The sequence below is a fragment of the Vibrio sp. YT-19(2023) genome (genome assembly GCF_033337395.1).
Map to the genome: position 1 here is coordinate 37,778 of NZ_JAWOQN010000027.1, position 21,066 is coordinate 58,843.

The 21,066-nt window shown below is 46.2% G+C and carries 22 protein-coding genes; 10 read left to right on the forward strand and 12 right to left on the reverse strand.

What is annotated here, in order from left to right:
* Window positions 1-5 precede the first annotated feature (5 nt).
* On the forward strand, window positions 6-968 hold the full coding sequence (gene pfkA / locus R7E78_RS18180; RefSeq protein WP_005381521.1) for a 6-phosphofructokinase: 963 nt from the start codon (window positions 6-8) through the stop codon (window positions 966-968).
* Window positions 969-1,058: 90 nt separating this feature from the next.
* On the opposite strand, the gene R7E78_RS18185 is transcribed toward pfkA, so the two are convergent.
* The gene (locus R7E78_RS18185; protein ID WP_262640705.1) at window positions 1,059-2,441 is read right to left on the reverse strand and encodes an MATE family efflux transporter; all 1,383 of its coding nucleotides are present in this window, start codon (window positions 2,439-2,441) and stop codon (window positions 1,059-1,061) included.
* Window positions 2,442-2,681: 240 nt separating this feature from the next.
* Here R7E78_RS18185 and R7E78_RS18190 point away from each other — a divergent pair, with 240 nt between their 5' ends.
* From R7E78_RS18190 to R7E78_RS18200, 3 genes are all read left to right on the forward strand, one after another.
* Entirely contained in the window at window positions 2,682-2,972 is a 291-nt protein-coding gene (locus tag R7E78_RS18190) for a co-chaperone GroES (protein WP_005381516.1), read from the forward strand.
* Window positions 2,973-3,049: 77 nt separating this feature from the next.
* On the forward strand, window positions 3,050-4,696 hold the full coding sequence (gene groL / locus R7E78_RS18195; protein ID WP_005381509.1) for a chaperonin GroEL: 1,647 nt from the start codon (window positions 3,050-3,052) through the stop codon (window positions 4,694-4,696).
* Window positions 4,697-5,011: 315 nt separating this feature from the next.
* Window positions 5,012-5,575, forward strand: a complete 564-nt coding sequence (locus R7E78_RS18200; RefSeq protein ID WP_005381507.1) for a VC2662 family protein — start codon at window positions 5,012-5,014, stop codon at window positions 5,573-5,575.
* Between the two features lie 100 nt (window positions 5,576-5,675).
* Here R7E78_RS18200 and R7E78_RS18205 read toward each other — a convergent pair whose 3' ends face one another.
* Window positions 5,676-6,173 carry an MgtC/SapB family protein gene (locus R7E78_RS18205; RefSeq protein ID WP_005381504.1) on the reverse strand — a complete coding sequence of 166 codons (498 nt, stop codon included), beginning with the start codon at window positions 6,171-6,173 and terminating at the stop codon, window positions 5,676-5,678.
* Window positions 6,174-6,268: 95 nt separating this feature from the next.
* A complete protein-coding gene (epmB, locus tag R7E78_RS18210; protein ID WP_065274938.1) occupies window positions 6,269-7,291 on the reverse strand; it encodes an EF-P beta-lysylation protein EpmB in 1,023 nt (340 codons plus the stop codon).
* Window positions 7,292-7,323: 32 nt separating this feature from the next.
* Between epmB and efp the strand changes: the two genes are divergently transcribed.
* Complete coding sequence (gene efp / locus R7E78_RS18215) at window positions 7,324-7,890, forward strand: elongation factor P (RefSeq protein ID WP_005381500.1); 567 nt, start codon at window positions 7,324-7,326, stop codon at window positions 7,888-7,890.
* Window positions 7,891-8,157: 267 nt separating this feature from the next.
* Window positions 8,158-9,561 carry an SPFH domain-containing protein gene (locus tag R7E78_RS18220; RefSeq protein WP_262640706.1) on the forward strand — a complete coding sequence of 468 codons (1,404 nt, stop codon included), beginning with the start codon at window positions 8,158-8,160 and terminating at the stop codon, window positions 9,559-9,561.
* A 103-nt stretch (window positions 9,562-9,664) separates the two neighbouring features.
* Here R7E78_RS18220 and frdD read toward each other — a convergent pair whose 3' ends face one another.
* The 4 genes from frdD to frdA are packed head-to-tail and all read right to left on the reverse strand — an operon-like array spanning window position 9,665 to window position 12,997.
* Window positions 9,665-10,042 (reverse strand): fumarate reductase subunit FrdD, encoded by a 378-nt coding sequence (frdD, locus tag R7E78_RS18225; RefSeq protein WP_005381493.1) that lies wholly within the window; start codon window positions 10,040-10,042, stop codon window positions 9,665-9,667.
* Window positions 10,043-10,053: 11 nt separating this feature from the next.
* Entirely contained in the window at window positions 10,054-10,437 is a 384-nt protein-coding gene (gene frdC / locus R7E78_RS18230) for a fumarate reductase subunit FrdC (RefSeq protein WP_005381491.1), read from the reverse strand.
* A 2-nt stretch (window positions 10,438-10,439) separates the two neighbouring features.
* A complete protein-coding gene (locus R7E78_RS18235) occupies window positions 10,440-11,198 on the reverse strand; it encodes a succinate dehydrogenase/fumarate reductase iron-sulfur subunit (RefSeq protein WP_005381489.1) in 759 nt (252 codons plus the stop codon).
* Window positions 11,198-12,997: a fumarate reductase (quinol) flavoprotein subunit gene (gene frdA, locus R7E78_RS18240; RefSeq protein WP_115386347.1), complete on the reverse strand. Its 1,800-nt coding sequence runs from the start codon at window positions 12,995-12,997 to the stop codon at window positions 11,198-11,200. The genes R7E78_RS18235 and frdA overlap by 1 nt, the downstream gene beginning before the upstream one ends.
* A gap of 435 nt (window positions 12,998-13,432) precedes the next feature.
* On the opposite strand from frdA, the gene epmA reads away from it, so the two are divergent.
* The 4 genes from epmA to R7E78_RS18260 all read left to right on the forward strand — a co-directional run bounded on the left by epmA (window position 13,433) and on the right by R7E78_RS18260 (window position 16,546).
* Window positions 13,433-14,404 (forward strand): elongation factor P--(R)-beta-lysine ligase, encoded by a 972-nt coding sequence (gene epmA / locus R7E78_RS18245; protein ID WP_130545479.1) that lies wholly within the window; start codon window positions 13,433-13,435, stop codon window positions 14,402-14,404.
* Between the two features lie 9 nt (window positions 14,405-14,413).
* Window positions 14,414-14,788 (forward strand): VanZ family protein, encoded by a 375-nt coding sequence (locus R7E78_RS18250; RefSeq protein WP_285386200.1) that lies wholly within the window; start codon window positions 14,414-14,416, stop codon window positions 14,786-14,788.
* Between the two features lie 21 nt (window positions 14,789-14,809).
* A complete protein-coding gene (locus tag R7E78_RS18255) occupies window positions 14,810-15,445 on the forward strand; it encodes a TetR/AcrR family transcriptional regulator (protein ID WP_005381480.1) in 636 nt (211 codons plus the stop codon).
* 144 nt (window positions 15,446-15,589) lie between these two features.
* Window positions 15,590-16,546, forward strand: a complete 957-nt coding sequence (locus R7E78_RS18260; RefSeq protein WP_262640708.1) for a DHH family phosphoesterase — start codon at window positions 15,590-15,592, stop codon at window positions 16,544-16,546.
* A 73-nt stretch (window positions 16,547-16,619) separates the two neighbouring features.
* Here the strand turns inward: R7E78_RS18260 and R7E78_RS18265 are convergent, their stop codons facing one another.
* From R7E78_RS18265 to R7E78_RS18285, 5 genes are all read right to left on the reverse strand, one after another.
* Entirely contained in the window at window positions 16,620-17,765 is a 1,146-nt protein-coding gene (locus tag R7E78_RS18265) for a murein hydrolase activator EnvC family protein (RefSeq protein WP_005381476.1), read from the reverse strand.
* A gap of 27 nt (window positions 17,766-17,792) precedes the next feature.
* Window positions 17,793-18,614: a serine O-acetyltransferase gene (cysE, locus tag R7E78_RS18270; RefSeq protein WP_005381475.1), complete on the reverse strand. Its 822-nt coding sequence runs from the start codon at window positions 18,612-18,614 to the stop codon at window positions 17,793-17,795.
* A gap of 78 nt (window positions 18,615-18,692) precedes the next feature.
* Complete coding sequence (gene gpsA, locus R7E78_RS18275) at window positions 18,693-19,730, reverse strand: NAD(P)H-dependent glycerol-3-phosphate dehydrogenase (RefSeq protein ID WP_005381474.1); 1,038 nt, start codon at window positions 19,728-19,730, stop codon at window positions 18,693-18,695.
* 195 nt (window positions 19,731-19,925) lie between these two features.
* Window positions 19,926-20,390 (reverse strand): protein-export chaperone SecB, encoded by a 465-nt coding sequence (gene secB, locus R7E78_RS18280; protein ID WP_005386410.1) that lies wholly within the window; start codon window positions 20,388-20,390, stop codon window positions 19,926-19,928.
* 225 nt (window positions 20,391-20,615) lie between these two features.
* Window positions 20,616-21,050, reverse strand: a complete 435-nt coding sequence (locus R7E78_RS18285) for a rhodanese-like domain-containing protein (protein WP_005386415.1) — start codon at window positions 21,048-21,050, stop codon at window positions 20,616-20,618.
* Window positions 21,051-21,066 lie beyond the last annotated feature (16 nt).

Below are 21,066 nucleotides of genomic sequence, written 5' to 3' on the forward strand. Positions count from 1 at the left end.
TGAGCATGATTAAGAAGATCGGTGTTTTAACAAGTGGCGGTGACGCACCTGGTATGAACGCTGCGATACGCGGCGTAGTACGTACAGCACTATCCGAAGGATTGGAAGTATTCGGTGTGTACGACGGCTACCTAGGCCTATACGAAGGCCGCATCGAGAAGCTAGATCGTTCTAGCGTTTCAGATGTGATCAACAAAGGTGGTACGTTCCTAGGTTCTGCACGTTTCCCTGAATTTAAACAAGTGGAAGTTCGTGAAAAAGCGATTGAGAACCTGAAAAAACATGGTATCGATGCACTAGTGGTAATCGGTGGTGATGGTTCGTACATGGGTGCGAAGAAACTGACTGAAATGGGTTACCCATGTATCGGTCTTCCGGGCACAATCGACAACGATATCGCAGGTACGGATTACACTGTGGGCTACCTAAGTGCACTAAACACCGTTATCGATGCAATCGACCGTCTACGTGATACTTCTTCATCTCACCAACGCATTTCAATTGTAGAAATCATGGGCCGTCACTGTGGTGATTTGACTCTGATGTCTGCAATTGCGGGCGGTTGTGAATACATCATCACTCCGGAAACTGGTCTAGACAAAGACAAGCTGATCAGCAACATCCAAGATGGTATCGCTAAAGGTAAGAAACACGCGATCATCGCGCTTACTGAGCTAATGATGGATGCTAATGAACTAGCACGTGACATCGAAGCCGCGACAGGTCGTGAAACTCGTGCAACAGTACTTGGTCACATCCAACGTGGTGGTCGTCCAACTGCATTTGACCGCGTCCTAGCATCTCGTATGGGTAACTACGCTGTTCACCTATTGATCGAAGGTCATGGTGGTCGTTGTGTAGGTATCGTGAAAGAGCAACTTGTTCACCACGATATCATCGACGCAATCGAAAACATGAAGCGTCCAGTACGCAACGATCTATACAAAGTTGCTGAAGAACTGTTCTAAGCAAGCTTGAAATAGATAAACAAAACCGCGGCTTTCCGCGGTTTTTTTGTATTTGAGAATCAACAAAAAGAAACTAGCGATAGACGAGTGTTAAGACACGCTGCTCTGCTCTATGAGCGTTAATTTTCGCTCGCGCAGCGCAAACAAGTAGCCCAGTAGCCCACCCAACGTATTCCCAACCGCGATACCGATAAACAAGCCTTCAATGCTGTAGATTTGGCTCCCGACCCACGCCGAAGGCAAGGTAAAAATGAACAGCCGCATAAAGCTCCACTGGAATGCACGCAATGGCTTGTGCATCGCATTCAAACCACTGACTAACATCATTACGATGCCTTGGAAGCCATAACTAAATGGCACCACCAGTAAATAATGCCAAAGCAGGTTTTTCACCGCATCTTCCTGAGAAAACAGCGCAGCCAGAGGAATGCTCAGCGGTACCATCATCAAGAAGATAAACCCTTGGAATACCACTGCAAAACGCATGCTAATAAATAAACCGGAAAAGGCTCGTTGCGGTTGTTTGGCTCCTAAATTTTGTGCCATAAACGGTGTGAGGGCAGAGGTCAGCGACATCAATACTAAAATCAATATGGACTCAATACGCTGCGCTGCCCCGTAAGCAGCAACCGCCGCTGTACCGTGGTTGGATAACAGCATCATCAGAATGGCACCGGACAACGGATTCATCGCGTTTGATAGCGCTGCAGGGGTACCAATTTTTAGTGTCTGTTGCCAGTCTTGTTTCAGCAAAGCCCATTGGGGTTGAGCAAGCAATTTTTCCCGTTTAATTAGCACATAGAATGAGCCACACAAAGCACCTAACCAGCTAAAGGCACTTGCTATGGCTGCGCCTTGAATGCCAAGTTCCGGAAAAGGGCCATAACCGAAAATCAACAATGGATCGAGCATGCCATTAATCAAACCAGCCAACATCATGACTTTTGCTGGTGTTTTTGTGTCGCCAGTAGCTCGGATAGCACTGTTGCCCGCCATTGGGATCACTAGCAGAGGAATGGCGAGATACCAGACCTGCATATACTGCTCAATAAGAGGGATGAGATCATCAGACGCACCAAGAAAACGAAACAATGGCGCAATGGTGGTAAAGCCAATAGAAGACGCGATAGCCACAAGTAACACGGCTAATAACAAACCGTGGGTGGTGAACCGTGCAGCTTGTGGTGCATGACCTTGCCCAAGCAAGCGACCAATATTGGTCGATAGTCCCATCCCAATCCCCATCGTAATGCAGTTAACCGCAAAGGTTACAGGGAAGGTATAGCTGATAGCCGCTAGCGCTTGAGTGCCAAGCAACGAGATAAAAAACGTGTCCACCAAGTTAAACATCAAAATTGCGATCATGCCCATGGTCATGGGTACGGTCATTTTCCGCAGCGTTTCAGGAATGGGTGCGGTCAACAAACCATGCTTATCGGTCGCTTGGGGTTCCAGCTTGTTATTTTCCTGCATGTGTGACAACTATCTGGTGAGCAAACTGCAAGGATACAAGAAAGCGAGATGCCGAGCGAGTGAGCATTTCTAACGCAAACCGTTGCCTAGTTGTTCGTTATTTTAACTAAGTCACAAAAATTTTGTGCCACCCCCTTGGGATCGCTGCTTCGACCCCTTATATAGGGATCACGTGTCTGGGGCTACAGTCCCTAAGGACAATTATCAAATAAACATGGAAATTTTCAGGAGAGACGACCGATGAACATTCGTCCATTACATGACCGAGTTATCGTTGAACGTAAAGAAGTTGAATCTAAGTCTGCTGGTGGCATCGTTCTGACTGGTTCTGCTGCAGAAAAATCGACTCGCGGTGTTGTTCTAGCTGTGGGTAAAGGCCGCATCCTAGAAAACGGCACCGTACTGCCACTAGACGTTAAAGTCGGTGATACCGTTATCTTCGCTGAAGGTTACGGTACAAAAACTGAAAAAATCGACGGTAAAGAAGTGCTTGTCATGTCTGAAAACGACATCATGGCGATCGTTGAATAATAGCAATCATTGAGTAATTTTTTGCTCAGATTCAATTACGAAATTACACACAAAGAATTTTAGAAAGGAAATCAAAGATGGCTGCTAAAGACGTTAAATTTGGTAATGACGCACGAGTTAAAATGCTGGAAGGTGTAAACGTTCTGGCTGACGCAGTAAAAGTAACACTGGGTCCTAAAGGACGTAATGTCGTTCTAGACAAATCTTTTGGTGCACCGACTATCACTAAAGATGGTGTATCAGTAGCGCGTGAAATCGAGCTGGAAGATAAATTCCAGAACATGGGCGCACAAATGGTTAAAGAAGTTGCGTCTAAAGCAAACGACGCAGCGGGTGACGGTACAACAACAGCAACGGTACTAGCACAATCTATCGTTAACGAAGGTCTAAAAGCAGTCGCAGCGGGCATGAACCCAATGGATCTTAAGCGTGGTATCGACAAAGCTGTTGCTGCGGCAGTTGAGCAACTAAAAGAGCTTTCTGTTGAATGTAACGACACAAAAGCGATCGCGCAGGTTGGTACTATCTCTGCAAACTCAGACGCAAGCGTAGGTAATATCATTGCAGAAGCAATGGAGCGTGTGGGTCGTGATGGCGTTATCACGGTTGAAGAAGGTCAGGCGCTACAAGACGAGTTAGACGTAGTAGAAGGTATGCAGTTCGACCGCGGTTACCTGTCTCCTTACTTCATCAACAACCAAGAATCAGGCAGTGTTGATCTAGAAAACCCATTCATTCTTCTTGTTGATAAGAAGATCTCAAACATTCGTGAGCTTCTTCCAACGCTAGAAGCTGTCGCGAAAGCATCTCGTCCACTGCTTATCATTGCAGAAGATGTAGAAGGCGAAGCGCTAGCAACATTGGTTGTGAACAACATGCGTGGCATCGTAAAAGTTGCAGCTGTGAAAGCACCTGGTTTCGGTGACCGCCGTAAAGCAATGCTACAAGACATCGCTATCCTAACTGGCGGTACTGTGATTTCTGAAGAGATCGGTCTAGAGCTAGAAAAAGTTGCACTAGAAGATCTAGGTCAAGCGAAGCGTGTTTCTATCACGAAAGAAAACACGACTATCATCGATGGTATCGGTGAAGAAGAGATGATCTCTGGCCGTGTTGCTCAGATTCGTCAACAAATCGAAGACGCAACTTCAGACTACGACAAAGAGAAACTACAAGAGCGCGTAGCTAAACTGGCTGGCGGTGTTGCAGTAATCAAAGTTGGTGCTGCGACTGAAGTTGAAATGAAAGAGAAGAAAGACCGTGTAGAAGATGCGCTAGCCGCAACTCGCGCAGCGGTTGAAGAAGGTGTTGTTGCTGGTGGTGGTGTTGCACTTATCCGCGCGGCATCTAAGATTGCTCACCTAACGGGTGACAACGAAGAACAAAACGTTGGTATCCGCGTTGCACTACGTGCAATGGAAGCGCCAATCCGTCAAATCACGAAGAACGCAGGTGAGGAAGACTCAGTTGTTGCGAACAACGTGAAAGCGGGTGAAGGTAGCTACGGCTACAACGCGGCAACAGGCGAATACGGCGACATGCTAGAAATGGGTATCCTAGATCCAACGAAAGTTACTCGTTCTGCACTACAATTCGCAGCATCGGTTGCAGGTCTGATGATCACTACTGAAGCGATGGTTACTGACCTACCGCAAAAAGACGCGCCAGCGATGCCTGACATGGGCGGCATGGGTGGCATGGGCGGTATGGGCGGCATGATGTAAGCCAGCTTATCTCATCGCTCTAAGGGAGCCCTTATAGCGGAAAGATAACCGACCAAACCTTTAAAAGTCGAGGCAGATGCCTCGACTTTTTTTATGCGTGTCACCTGAGAAACATGACGTTCTGGAGTGGCTTATCATGAGATTTTTGAGCGTAAAAAGCGCCATTTCAGAAGCAAAAAATCGAAGAGAAATATTTTTTCTTTTGAGTCAGATGGTTAAATCTGACCTATTGCTAACACTTTTTGAACGGGGACAGAGCAAAATCTGAACATTACACTATGTTGTAAATTGTTGCTTCCCATCATGGAGATGAAAATGAAAAAGCTTATGACGTCATTGGCGGTTGCAGCCGCTATCGCATCACCTGTTGCTTTTGCCGACAGTACACCTGTGATGTTCTCTACTATCGATAACACAAACGCACCTTCGAATTCTTCAGTTGGTGGTGTTCGTTTAGCTGTGTTGCATGGACAGGTAAATGAGGTTAAAGGTGTCGACTTTTCACTGCTTGGTATGTCAGAAACGGATCGTACGACAGGTGTGAACTTCGGTCTGTTTTTTGGCGCAGCAAAAGTAAATCAAGAAATGAAAGGCGCGTCTTTAGGTTTAGTTAACTGGAACCAAGGTCAGACGACGGGTGTTAACTTGGGTGCTGTTAACATTACGAACAACGTAAAAGGCTTGAACTGGAGCGCGGTGAACTATTCTGAAGGCTACACCATGGCGGATGTGGGCTTAGCGAGTATCTCTAAGAAGTCTAATTTCCAGTTTGGTTTCTTCAACATGACCGATCAAATCGATGGCGTGCAAATTGGTCTTTTGAACTGTGCGGATAACGGTTTCTTCAAGTGTTTCCCACTCATCAACTTTGCTAAGTAATCCCTGAGAAAGTCAGAATCTTTATATACAGAAAGCCCTCGATGTTCGTCGAGGGCTCTTTAATTACTGATGAGATGAAGTGAGTTTCTCGGAGCGTTAACTATTTAATTAATCGTGATGAAGTTTTGCGTTGTTGAATTCTTTGATGAACACCGCGGCGTAATGCTTTGATGTGGTTTTCTGCTTTATCCACACCTAACAACACGGTTAGTGTCAGGAGAGTAATAACCACCGACTGCGTTAAATAACCCAAACCTATCATCAAACCTAAACCTGCTAGCACCCATATTACAGCCGCGGATGTTACGCCATGGATTTTTCCATCAAGTGTCATCATAACGCCAGCGCCTAAGAAGCCGACGCCAGTAATGATCTGACCAAGCACTCGTGCTTGATCAAGTGTATTTGGCGATAACGACACTGCCATCGACATAAACAGGTAGGTGCCTGAAATAATTAATATTGCTGTGCGAATGCCAACCGGTTTACCACGAGTTTGGCGCTCTATACCGATCATGAGCCCATTAATGGCGCAGCATAGTAGGGCAGGCCAACTGAATGGGCCAAGATCGAAAATTTGTTCGAATGCTGTATGCATCTTGACCTCCAAAAGTGCGGAGTATGCATAGACTTACCGTGCAAAGCGAACAAAAATAATCAATCTAGACGACAAATTTAATTGAGCGTCAGAGCTTACTCTAAATGCAAATCCAACGGCGTTTTACTTGGCCTGCCACCAATTTCTCGTGTGAGTTTTGGTACCAGATAACCCGATACACGCGTGATGAGTCCGCGCATAATAGCTTTCGCTTCTTCGTCCGAAATAAAGTAGTGCGCTGCGCCTTGCACCTTATCAAGAACGTGGAGGTAATAAGGCAAGATACCCGCGTCAAATAAGGCCTCACTTAACGCCACTTGAGCTTCTACCGAATCATTCACGCCTTTCAGCAGAACGCCTTGGTTTAGAAGCGTAACGCCCGCTCTTTTGAGCTTGAACATCTGTTCAGCAAATTCGTCATTGATTTCGTTGGCATGGTTGATGTGAGTGACGAGGATGATTTGTAACCTTGATGCTTGCAGCAGTTGGCATAGTTCATCAGTGACTCGAGCTGGAATCACCACAGGTAAACGGCTATGAATACGCAGACGTTTGATGTGAGGAATATGAGCAATGTGCTCTAAAAGCCAATAAATCTCATCGTCTTTTGCCATTAATGGATCACCACCTGAGAAGATGACTTCGTTCAACTCTGGTTGTTGTGCCATGTACTCTAAGCACTTGGTCCAGGCTTGTTTCCCGCTTTTGTTCTCTTGATAAGGGAAGTGACGACGAAAACAGTAACGGCAATTTACCGCGCAGCCACCTTTGACAATCATCAGGGCGCGGTTGCGATACTTGTGTAGCAGGCCAGGGACTTCATTGTCCTGCTCTTCCAATGGATCATTGGAGTAACCCGGATGCACCTCAAATTCGTCGCTCAGTGGTAAAACCTGACGTAAAAGAGGGTCTTTAGGGTTGCCTTTCTCCATCCTATCGACAAAACTTTGCGGTACACGCTGTGCAAACAGCTTGCGCGCGGCAAACCCGTCTTGCCACGGTGAAGGATCAATTTCCAGTATTTCGAGCAATTTTGCAGGATCAGAGATCCCATTCGCCAACTGTTTGAGCCAGTTTTGCTCAACAGATTCGACTTTTCGGGTTATTATGTGCGGCATTGAATTTAGCTCTAAGAATGTAAGAGGAAAAAATGGCTACAGTTAGCACCAATGAATTTAAAGGCGGTCTTAAGTTAATGCTTGATAACGAGCCTTGTGTAATTCTGGAAAACGAATACGTTAAACCAGGTAAAGGCCAAGCGTTCAACCGTGTTAAAATTCGTAAACTTCTTTCTGGTAAAGTGCTAGAGAAAACATTCAAGTCTGGTGACACTTGTGAAGTGGCAGACGTAATGGATATCGACCTAGATTATCTATATTCAGACGGCGAATTCTACCACTTTATGAACAGTGAAACGTTTGAACAGATCGCAGCGGATGCAAAAGCGGTAGGTGAAAACGCTAAGTGGTTGGTAGAAAACAACACTTGTATGATCACTCTTTGGAACGGTAACCCAATTACTGTTACTCCACCAAACTTCGTTGAGCTAGAAGTTGTAGACACAGACCCAGGCCTGAAAGGTGATACTCAAGGTACTGGCGGTAAACCAGCGACGCTATCAACTGGCGCTGTTGTTCGTGTTCCTCTGTTCATCTCAATTGGTGAAGTGATTCGCGTAGATACTCGTACTGCTGAATACGTAGGTCGTGTGAAGTAAGCACTTTATATGATTGTTAGAAAGGTCGCTTCGGCGGCCTTTTTTATTGCCTGTGATTCTTCTCTTTTAATCCCTCTGCGTAAAACATCGATATCCTCCGCAAATTTTTGATGATTTTGTATTATTCGTAAAAATCTTATTTATTCCATGAATCTGTCGATTATTCCTTAATGTAACATTTTGATACATTAGTACTTGTTGCTGAGTTGCATAGCAATCTGATTTTTATCGATTTAACTCAGTAACAATCCAAAAAAGGAGAACAAAATGGAAAGCAGAGGTTTAGGAAGGGGTTTAAAGGTGGAAGAAAGACGTCAGTTACTACATAAAGGATTAAAAGCAGCCGTATTTGGCGTACCGCTGTTGGCAATAGGCTTAACGATTAATAGCTCGGTGCTGATGACCGATGCGGGTTACAGCTACGTGCATCAGAATAATATTACTGGTGAGTTGGATGTGTTTACTGAACCTGGCATTCATTTTCGTATGCCATTTCTGTCCAAAATCACCAAGTATGACCAAGTGATCACCGTGTCATTCGGTAACAGCAAGGGCGAAGATTTTTATCAACGTCTTGATGCGATTCAGGTTCGATTTGCCGACACCTATATTGGTCAGATCCCCGTAACATTCCGCTTTAAGCTCAGTAATGACCCTGAAGCGGTGAAGAAGATGCATAAAGAGTTCCGCAACAACAGTAACTTGATCGATGCGCTGCTTGTAAAGAACGCACGTAACGTAACGGTGATTACCGCAACCCAATACACGGGTGAAGAGTTTTTCCAAGGTGGTTTGAACCAGTTCAAATCGAAACTTGGCGATCAGTTACGAGAGGGGATTTATCTAACAGAGCGACGTCAGGTTGAAGTGGAAGAGTTGGATCTTGCGCCTGTTGGGGCGAATCAAGCTAATCCGAACCAATTACAGCGCACCAATCAACTGGTATGGAAAACTGTGCCAGTCGTAGACAAAACCGGGCAACCAATTCGTCAAGACAATCCGTTACAACAATACGGTATTCAAGTGACGCAGGTGACCATTGGTGACCCGCAGCCAGAAAAGCAATTAGATCAGCTATTGGCAGATAAAAAGCGTTTAGTGGCGGATCGTATTCGCGCGATTCAGGAACAAGAAACGTCGAAAGCACAGGCAGAGACCGAGCAGTTACGCAAAGAGATTCAACGAACACGTGAGGTGCAAGACGCCCAGCGTGGTAAAGAACTCGCAATTATTGCTCAACAAAAAGAAGTGGAAGTGGCGCGTCAGATTGCAGAGCGTGAAATCGTTGAAGTGGAAAAAACCAAACGACTTGCTGAAGTAGAGAAGGAGAAAGAGCTAGCTATCGCAGAGGCTAACTTAGCGATTCAAAAAGCGAACGCACTTTCTGCTGAGTTTGAAGCGAAAGCGATATTAGCGAAAGGTCGCGCAAAATCTGAAGTCCTAAAAGGTAAGTATGCGGCGTTAGGAGCAAACCGTGAAGTTTACTTGGCAGAATTGAATCGAGACGTAGCGAACTCGCTGTACAACAATTTGCAAAACTTCCAAGTTCAGATGCCACAAAATTACATTGGTGGAAGTGACGAAGCGGGCTTGAAAACAAACCTAGATGTGATTACTGGCTTTGGTGCTCTGGGTCTTATGGACCAGACAAAGAAGGTCGCACAGCAATAAGATCATGGGTGGTCAAAAGCTTAAAAAGCAAAAAGATCATAGGTAACCCAAAGCAATAAAAAAGCTGGCATTTAGCCAGCTTTTTCTTTTTTTGGTCAGTCTCTTAAATCATGAAGATAAAGATAACTGCTAGTGCAGTGATGAGGCCTGCAAATGCATAGCATGCAATTTTACCAATCACACCAGTGTGGAACTTAAGGTCGTGCATGCCGTGGTGTACACGGTGCATTGCATGCCACATTGGCAATGCTAGCGTGCCAATGATGAATAGCGCACCGATGATGCTGGTTGCGAATGCGGAGACACGCTCGTAGCTCATCGCTTCTGCATCAATCACGCCTAGTGGGACCAAGATGCCCAGCACCAATACCGTGATTGGCGTGATCATCGCGAACCAAGTACCACCTGCGCCAAACAGACCCCACCAGATTGGCTCATCAGAACGTTTTGGTGATGTGTTTACACTATAATTCGGTTTCATTGCTCAGCTCCTTACACCACGATGAGAACGATCAGTGAGATAAACGCAACAGCGGCCCACTGAGTCAATACGATGATCTTCTTGTCCACTGGTTTGCCTTTCAAACGAATTGGCATTACTTGTGGCATCATGCTGAAGAAAGTTTGAGCGTGGAATAGGCTACCGAGTAGTGCAACGATGTTGATTGCGACTACGATTGGGTTCGCCATGAATGCTAACCAACCTTGCCATGCTTCAGGACCTTTCACCAAGCAACCTAAACCGAAAGTTAGGAACAGAGTGAATAGGATTAACGGAAGCACCGTAGCTTCGCGTAGCATGTAGAAGCGGTAGAAAGGATGGTTCTTCCACCAAGTGCGTTTTACTTCACGAACGTAAGGTTTACGATTGCTCATCCTTATGCCTCCACTTTCTTTGGTGAACCATCAGGTTTCAACATAGCAATCACGAAGTCCATAGAAGACTCCACTTTGCCTTGGTTTACTGCCGCTGCTGGGTCAACGTTCTTCGGACAAACTTCAGAACAGTAACCAACAAACGTACAACCCCAAGCACCGTTTTCACCGTTGATAAGCTTCATGCGCTCATCTTTACCGTTGTCACGGCTGTCTAGGTTGTAGCGGTGGGCTAGCGTTAGTGCAGCAGGACCGATGAACTCTGGGTTAAGACCAAACTGAGGACATGCTGCATAGCACAGACCACAGTTGATACAGCCAGCGAATTGCTTGTATTTCGCCATCTGTTCTGGCGTTTGCAAGTTCGTACCGTCTTCTGGTTTACGATCGTTACCAATGATGTATGGTTTGATTGCTTCTAGGCGCTCGATGAATGGCGTCATATCAACAATCAAGTCTTTCTCGATTGGGAAGTTCGCTAGAGGCTCGATAGTCACACCGTCTGGGTAGTCACGTAGGAAGCTCTTACAAGCAAGTTTCGGTACGTTGTTCACCATGATGCCGCAAGAACCACAGATCGCCATACGGCAAGACCAACGGTAAGACAGATCTTTGTCTAGGTGATCTTTGATGTAGCCAAGTGCGTCAAGCACAGACATGGTTTCATCGAATGGTACTTCGAATGTTTGCTTGTATGGTTCTGCATCTTTTTCTGGGTCGTAACGCAGGATGTCTACTTTTTGAATGCGATTTGCTGACATTATGCTTGCTCCTCTGCGTTCTTCTCTTCAGCCGCGGCTTTTTCTGCTGCTTCACCGTATAGACGAGCTTTTGGTTGTGACTTAGTGATGGTCACATTGCTGTAATCGATACTTGGTGCTGACTCTGGCTTGTAGAAAGCAAGTGAGTGTTTTAGGAAGTTCACGTCATCACGTTCTGTACAACCGTCGTCTAGACGTTGGTGCGCACCGCGAGATTCTTTACGTAGAATCGCAGAGTGAACCATCGCTTCTGCGACTTCTAGGCCGTAACCCACTTCGATTGCGTATAGAAGGTCAGTGTTGAACACTTTACCTTTGTCTTTGATGCTGATGCGTTTGTAGCGTTCTTTCAACTCAGTGATCTTGTCGATAGTCGCTTGCATCAAATCTTCTTGGCGGTAGATACCACAACCCGCTTCCATGGTGTGACCCATTTCCGTGCGGATTTCTGCCCAGTTTTCGTCGCCTTCTTGGTTCATTAGGTTAGCGATGCGTTCTTCAACCGCTTTTACTTGCGCGTCAATTGCCGCGTCGTTCCAGCCTTTGAATTCTGCCGCACGTTTCACGGCGTTTTCACCCGCTACGCGGCCAAATACCACGAACTCAGCCAGTGAGTTAGACCCTAAACGGTTTGCACCGTGAAGACCAACAGACGCACATTCACCCACCGCGAATAGGCCTTTAATGCGAGTTTCACATCCGCCGTCCGTTTCAATACCACCCATGGTGTAGTGAACGGTTGGACGAATTGGAATTGGCTCTTTTGCAGGGTCCACGTTTACATAAGCTTTTGCTAGCTCACAGATGAACGGTAGACGTTCTTGTAGGTACTCTTCACCAAGGTGGCGAAGGTCTAGGTGCACCACGTCACCCAGTGGGTGTTTGATGGTGTTGCCTTTCTGTTGTTCGTGCCAGAAAGCTTGAGAAACTTTGTCACGAGGACCCAGTTCCATGTATTTGTTCTTCGGTTGGCCAACTGGAGTTTCAGGGCCCATGCCGTAATCTTGTAGGTAACGGTAGCCATTCTTGTTAACGATGATACCGCCTTCACCACGACAACCTTCCGTCATCAGGATACCTGTACCAGGAAGACCTGTTGGGTGGTATTGAACGAATTCCATATCACGTAGAGGAACGCCGTGACGGTAAGCCATTGCCATACCATCGCCCGTTACGATACCGCCGTTGGTGTTACAGTGGTAAACACGGCCCGCGCCACCTGTTGCTAGAACAACCGATTTTGCTTTGATAGTAACAAGCTCGCCTTCAGACATGTGAATAGCAATCAGACCTTGAACTTCGCCTTCATCAACAAGTAGATCCACCACAAAGTACTCATCAAAACGTTTGATGTTGCTGTACTTCATTGATGTCTGGAATAGCGTATGAAGCATGTGGAAGCCAGTTTTGTCTGCAGCGAACCAAGTACGTTCAACCTTCATACCACCAAAGCGGCGTACGTTGACTTCACCGTTCTCTTTACGACTCCATGGGCAACCCCATTGCTCCATTTGGATCATTTCGCGAGTCGCGTTCTCTACAAAGTATTCAACAACATCCTGTTCACATAGCCAGTCACCACCGCCAACAGTGTCGTTGAAGTGGTTGTCTAAGCTATCTTCATCCTTGATAACTGCTGCTGAGCCACCCTCTGCAGCGACCGTGTGGGAGCGCATTGGATAAACTTTAGAAATCAGAGCGACTTCTAAGTCTGGGTTTGCTTCAGCCGCTGCAATAGCAGTACGAAGACCAGCGCCGCCTGCGCCGATGACTGCGATATCTGTGGTGATAATTTGCACAGTTATCCTCCAGTGTGTGATTGCGGAAATCCGCTTGTTATTGTCATTACGAGGCGCTCCTTAAAAAGAACTCCCCAAAAGTAGTAGGGTTAGTGTAGATGAGCCACATGGCAGAAAAATTGATGTAATTGGGTTTTTGCTTCGGTAATGCACTTAAGGGCATAGAATTTATAGGTTATGTGACTGCTATCACGGCATCGAGGTTTTGGCCCTCAAGCATTAACATTAGGGATGTTAAACCCGTGTTGCGTGACATTAACCGCATGGATAATAGGATTTTAACTGAGTGTTTTTTGTTCTGCGGCACGAGTAATGCTTGCCTCAAATTTGCGAGCACATTAGTAAAAAGAAGAAGGGATATTCCTCTCTTCTTGAAGAGTAAAAAGCATGTAGAATGAGACTTTCCTCGCTGAATTAAAGTTTGAGAGACTTGTTATGCAAACCAACTGGCAACCTACTGCTTCCATTGACCAACTTCGTCAACGTGCGACGTTAATCGCGTCGATTCGACAATTCTTCGCTGACCGACAGGTGATGGAAGTCGATACGCCAGCCATGAGTCACGCAACCGTGACTGACATCCATTTGCATACTTTCCAAACCGAGTTTGTTGGCCCAGGCTATGCCGATGGCAGTAAGCTGTTTTTTATGACCAGCCCAGAATTCCATATGAAGCGCCTTTTGGCTGCGGGCAGCGGTTGTATTTATCAAATCAACAAAGCATTTCGTAATGAAGAGAATGGTCGCTACCACAACCCTGAATTCACGATGTTGGAGTGGTATCGCGTTGGCTTTGACCATCATAAATTGATGGATGAAATGGATGACCTGTTGCAGCTGGTATTGAAGTGTGGTGCAGCGCAGCGCATGACGTATCAGCAAGCCGTCATTGATGTGTTGGGTGTGTGTCCACTGGAAGGCTCGATGACTGAGCTGAAAGCGGCGGCAAGCAAGCTGGGTTTGAGTGACATTGCTGAGCCAGAAGAAGATCGCGATACGCTGCTGCAACTACTATTTAGCGTGGGAGTAGAAAACAAAATTGGTCAGGACGTGCCGGCTTTTGTGTACGACTTCCCTGCATCACAGGCGGCGCTTGCGAAAATCAATCCTCAAGATCATCGCGTCGCGGATCGTTTTGAAGTGTACTTTAAGGGGATAGAGCTGGCGAACGGATTTCATGAACTGGATAACCCGAAAGAGCAATTAGCGCGCTTTGAACAAGATAACGCAAAGCGTATCGAAATGGGTTTAAAACCACAGCCGATCGATTATCATCTGATCTCTGCACTGGAAGCAGGGTTGCCAGACTGTGCAGGGGTTGCGCTGGGTATTGATCGTTTGATCATGCTGGCGCTAGGCTGTGACCACATTGATCAAGTCACGGCCTTTCCATTTCCAATCGCATAAGGATATCCAATGAACTTGACGGCTGCACGTTTCGTCATCTTGAGCTACGCCATATTGATCGCTTTTTTATCTCTGAGTTCAGGTGAACTGCAAGACTGGGGCAATATTGCGTACCTCGACAAAATGCAGCACGCTATGGCGTACAGCGGCTTTGCGTTTTTAGGTTGTTTTTGTGTGTGGCGTTGGCGTCAACGTTGGGCGGTGGCGATTAGTATTTTGCTATTCAGCGCCGTTATTGAGTGGTTGCAAGGGTATGTAGGGCGACAAACTTCTTGGTTAGACCTTGTCGCCAACTCAACTGGCATCTTAACTGGTCTGTTATGTTACCGGATTTGGAGCCTCTATCGACCTAGGTTGGTGAAGTCGCTATACTCGATTCGTTAATGAAGAGGGAACACGATAACAATGAAAACGCGCGACAAAATCGTCTACGCGGCACTGGAGTTGTTCAACCAACATGGTGAGCGCAACATCACCACCAATCACATTGCCGATCACATCGAAATTAGCCCTGGTAATTTGTATTACCACTTCCGCAATAAGCAAGAAATCGTTCGTGAGATCTTTGCGCTTTATTCAGCAGAACTTTTAGAAAGATTTACCCCTATTCAAGGTTCGCAAGAGAGCCTGACTATGCTGAAGAGCTACCTAGACTCTATTTTTACCTTGATGTGGAAATACCGCTTTTTCTACGCAAACTTACCAGAAATCTTGTCACGAGATGAACAGCTACACGAACAGTACATCGATGTGCAAGAGAAGCTGCAAGCGAACCTCATTGCTATTATGCAAGAGTTCGTAACGATGAAGCTGTTGAATGTCGATCAACAACAGTTGAAGTCATTGGTATGTACATTGCACTTGATTGCGTGTAGTTGGTTGGCGTATCAATCCGCGATGGCTTCAAAAACCAACATTACCGAACAAATGGTGAAGCAAGGGATGTTGCAGATGCTTAATGTCGTTAAGCCATTAGCAACTGAGCAGGGCTTAGAGCAGCTACTGTTATTAGAAGATGCGGTTAGCAATCTACACAGTTAAACGTCAAACTGCTTAATATTTCGAGAGTCACTCTCATTTTCGAGTCGTGGCTCGAGTTGACTTGTCAAATATGCCACGCACAATAGTCCCATACGCTAAAAACCCTTGCAGGGATAAGATTCTCGATAAAGGAACTATCGCCCCATGAATTACGACATTTTTAATGGTGATGCTGATGGCATCATTGCTCTTCTGCAATTACGTTTGGCTGATCCTGTCGATGCCCAGTTAATAACCGGTGTAAAGCGCGACATCAAACTGGTGGAAAAAGTAGACGTGCAAGCGGGTGATGAGCTGACTGTGTTAGACATTTCGATGGAAAAGAACATGGCAGGTCTAGAGCAAGCTTTGGCTCAAGGCGCGCACGTCTTTTACGCCGACCATCACAAAGCTGGTGACATTCCTCAGCATGGTAATTTGGATGCGCACATCGATCTCGATGCCAACATGTGCACGGCGTTGATTGTCGATAAGTTGCTTGATGGGCGTTTTCATGACTGGGCGATTACGGCGGCTTATGGCGATAACATGATTGCTAAAGCCAATGAGTTAGCGAATAACGCGGGCTTGTCGCAGCAACAGAAAGAGCAGCTAAAAGAGCTGGGTACTTTAATTAACTACAACGGCTACGGCTCGAAAGTCGAAGATTTACACTTTCATCCTGCGGAGCTGTACCGAGCTTTGCTGAAGTACATGTCACCATTTGAAGCTATTGAAGATACGGCCTCGCCATACTACCAATTGCAATCGGCTTACCAACAAGACATGGAGGCGGCTCTCGCAGTGCCTGCCATGCATGAGGGCGGTAAGCTAAAGTTGTTTGAGTTACCAAACACGGCGGCATCACGCCGAATCAGTGGTGTTTATGGCAACTGGCTGGCAAACCAAAACCCTGACTCTGCGCATGCGGTACTTACTGAAAATGCAGATGAGACTTATACGGTTTCACTTCGTGCCCCGTTAAACAATAAACAAGGTGCCGTGGCCGTGTGTGGTCAGTTCCCGACAGGTGGGGGCCGAGAGGCGGCGGCAGGAATCAACGCGTTAAGCAAAGATGATGTGCATGCTTTTATTGATGCGGTAGAAACCTACTACGCATAGCATTTTCCAAAATATGAATGCAAAAAAGGAGCCGAGTGGCTCCTTTTTTATTATAAGTCGATGAGTCAGATAATCAGCGTTTTAACCAAGATTTCGGATTCTGCGCTTCACTATTACGACGAATTTCAAAGTACAGCGATGGCCTGTCTTGACCACCCGTATCACCCGCGAGAGCAATCACTTCGCCGGCGGTGACTCGATCGCCTTCTTTTTTAGTTAACGCTTGGTTGTAACCATAGAGGGTCATGTCACCTTTTCCGTGGTCGAGCAGTACCACTAAACCGTATCCGCGCAGATACTCAGCAAATACGACAGTACCAGGATAAACGGCTTTCACTTGTTGACCATAGTTGGCAGACAACACCATACCCTTCCAGTTTACCTGCCCAGTTTGTCGCGTACCAAAGTTGTGTAACACACTGCCTTTGAGTGGCCAAGGCAACTTACCGCGCTGTTTGCCGAGTCCGTCCATTGGCACCGCATTACGCTTCGCTGCTTTGGCGATCTCTGCTTTTAAACGGGTTTCGTTGCGTTGCAGCTCGGCTAAGTAGCGTTTGTCATTCTTGATACTGCTCTGAATTTTATTCAGGGTTTGCTTACGCTTGGATTGTGTACTCGCTAGCGCTGTACGTTTTTCGGATTGCTGCTTGAGCAGAGTCTCGATTTGCTCTTTTTCTAGCTCGAGCTGGTTTTTGTTGTGCGCTAATTCTTGGGTTATTTTGGTGATCGCATCAATCACTTCAGCACGTGCTTTAGCTAAATGCTGGAAGTATTGGCTCATGCGGTCTTCTTCCACACCTTGATTTAACAAGTGACCATTGGCCTTCGCTCGCTCGGTTACGTAATACGTTTGCAGCAGCTGTTTGAGTTCTTCTTCTTGCTCTTGACGCTGTGCTTCTTGCAAGGCAATTTTCTCTTCCAGGTTTTCTATGTTTTTGTCTGCTTGTGCGAGGTTAGACTTGGTTTGTCGTATTTCACGCTCAAGCTTAGAAATACCAAGCTCTTGATCTTTTAGTGATTTCTGTAACTCATTGAGCTGCTTTTCTTGGGAAGAGAGCGATTTGCGCTGACGGCTTATCTCACTGGATACGCCTTTGAGCTCTTGCTGACTCACAGCAGAGGAGGTAATGGGATAAGTGGCAGATAAAGCACAAGTTAATAAAATAGCCGAGCGTAGAACAGGGTGATTTTGTTTTCGCACTTGAGAGTTACCTACCACGTTGTTGTCAAAAAGGTTTGTTGACGATTAAATACCATCTCCATGGATAAAGCTTTGCGACTTGCCGTTAAAGCCTTGATCCATATCGAGAGAGGGTTTGTCCGTTTTTGGACGTCCGACGATTTTTGCAGGCACGCCAGCCACCGTTGTGTGAGGAGGCACGGCTTGCAATACCACAGAGCAAGATCCGATTTTCGCGCCTTCACCGACTTCGATATTGCCAAGAATCTTTGCACCAGCTCCGATCATTACGCCTTCGCGAATTTTCGGGTGACGATCACCGCATTCTTTACCAGTACCACCAAGGGTGACATCTTGCAGTATAGACACGTCGTTTTCGACCACGGCAGTTTCACCAATCACGATGCCTGTTGCATGGTCGAGCATGATACCACTACCAATGCGCGCTGCAGGGTGAATATCGACCTGACATGCTACCGAAATCTGATTTTGTAGGTAAGTCGCAAGAGCGTGACGACCTTGCTTCCACAGCCAGTTTGCTACTCGGTAGCCTTGCAGTGCGTGATAGCCTTTTAGGTACAGCAATGGCATTGAGTACATTGAAACAGCAGGGTCGCGATTGACCGTGGCACAAATATCACAAGCCGCGCCGTCAGTGATGGTTGGATCAGCTGCAAAGGCTTCTTCAACCACTTCACGCACAGCCATCGCTGGCATGGAAGCGGTGTTCAATTTGTTAGCCAGAATATAACTCAGAGCGGCACACAAACTTTCATGCTTGATAATGGTGGCATGATAGAAGCTCGCCAGCATAGGCTCTTGTTCTGACATTTCACGGGCTTCTGAGACAATTTTGTTCCAGACTTTTTGTTTTTCGCAGTGTTTCATTCTCAATATCCAGAGTGGTTCTTCCGTGACCCGACAACTTCAATTTTTCTCAGATGAGCTGCAAAGGGCGGTAGATTGCTACTTTCCTTCGGCTTTTTTGTCACGAGCAAGTAAATCTTGCGCTGCTAAGCGCGCATCTTTTCCTTGATACAATACTTGATAAATTTGATCAACTATCGGCATCTCAACACCCATACGTTGAGAAAGTAGCCATACTTCTTTTGTATTGCGGTAACCCTCAACCACTTGGCCAATTTCTTCTTGAGCCGTATCAACGTCTTTACCTTGGCCTAATGCCAAGCCAAAGCGTCGGTTACGTGATTGGTTATCGGTACATGTCAGGACAAGATCGCCTAAACCCGCCATGCCCATAAAGGTTTCTGGCTGTGCACCCAGCGCAGCACCAAGGCGACTCATTTCAGCCAAGCCACGAGTAATTAATGCAGTACGGGCGTTGGCGCCAAAACCGATACCATCAGACATACCTGCACCAATCGCAATAACGTTTTTCACAGCGCCGCCCAGTTGCATACCAATAAAGTCACTATTAGCGTATACGCGGAAGGTTTTGCTACAGTGGATTTTTTCTTGTAGATCCGCAACAAATTCAGAATCTGGAGACGCAACTGAAATTGCAGTCGGCATACCCATTGCGAGCTCTTTCGCAAACGTTGGGCCAGACAATACTGCTAGTGAGTAGTTTTCACCGATAATGTCATAAGCGACGTCTTTCAGCAGGCGCCCCGTTTCAGGTTCAAGCCCTTTGGTTGCCCAACAGATGCGAGAGTCTTCGCGCAAGAATGGTTTACAGCTGTTTAGCACGATGCCAAAGACATGGCTTGGAACCACAACCAACAAATCTCGGCTTGCTTGAACGGCTTTTTCTAAATCCGATTCAATGATCAAGCTTTCAGGGAAATCAACACCTGGTAAAAAGGCATGGTTAGCTCGGTCTGCTTCTAGGCGAGCCATGTGCTCTGGCTCGTGTCCCCAAAGGACAACGTTCGCGCCGTTACGAGCGAGTGAGATTGCCAAAGAGGTGCCGTATGAGCCTGCGCCAATCACAGTCATTGCGATGTCTTTACCGTAAGCATTGTTTGTATTTGCTTGTGTCATGCTACCGCCTAATTGTCTTGCTACTAGTAGAATCTAGTTCCTAATCGTCAAATTTTACGCCTTCTGGCGATTAGGAACTAGGAACTTTTGTCAGAAATAAAAAATGCACATTGCATCGGATGGTAGACGCTCTGTGCATTTTATTTGATTCGGTGACGTCAGCACTGTGGCTATTCGTCACTTATAAAACGTGAATTACGCTTCAGCTTCGCCTTGTTGAGCTTGCTGTTGTAGGTAGTTCATGAATAGCGCGTCAAAGTTTACTGGCGCTAGGTTCAGTTGAGGGAACGTACCTTTAACGACTAGGCTTGAGATAGTTTCACGAGCGTATGGGAATAGGATGTTCGGGCAGAATGCGCCTAGGCAATGTGCAAGTTGACCAGCTTCCATTTGTTCAGCAGTGAAGATACCACCTTGTTGAACTTCACATAGGAACGCAGTCTCTTCTTCGTTCTTCACAGTAACGGTTAGGCGTAGAACAACTTCGTAAACGCCTTCACCAAGCTCACGGCTTTGAGTGTCTAGGTCTAGTTTAACGTCTGGGTTCCACTCTTTCTGGAAAATTACTGGAGAGTTCGGCGCTTCAAAAGAAACGTCTTTTAGGAAGATGCGTTGAATTGCGAAGTTTTGTTGTGCGTCTTGAGGTGCTGCTTCAGCCATTTTTTAATCCTTAAATCAATATTTGTTGAGCCTAGAAACGTCTAAGCTCAGAAAACTGGTATGTCCTGAGACTAACTGAGCCAATCTACCTTGACTAGATGAAGCGTGTATTACGTGCAAAGCGTCACAACTTAGTGCTCCAACTGCTTTCAATTTGCTCAGTTTCTTGTCCGCGAGGCTTGGTAAAAGCGCGTTTAAACGCGAACTTTCGTTCTTGCCACGTTCCTACTTCTTACCGCGAACTAACGGCAGGTTCGCTTCGTTCCACGCAATCAAACCATTTTTTAGTAGGCTCACGTTTTCGAAGCCAGCTTTTACTAGTAGGTTTGCGCTTTCTTGAGCGGTCTGTCCTGTCTTACATACAACAATGATTGGGTCTGATTTGTGGTTTTCAAGGCTACCCAAGTTACCCGCTTTGATGTCTGACGGTAAAATGTGAAGTGAGTCGGTGATATGACCTTTTTTGAACTCGTCTTTGGTACGGATATCCACTACAACGCCGTTTTCACGGTTCATAAGATGAGTCAGTTGGTTTACGTTGATTTCTTTGTATGCGGCTGTCGCTGATTTCACGATGTTCATGATAAAGGCGACAAGAAGACCTACCCAAACCAAAGATAGAATCATGTTCTGTTGGAAAAATTCAATGTACTCTTGCATGTCTTGAGCTCTTACG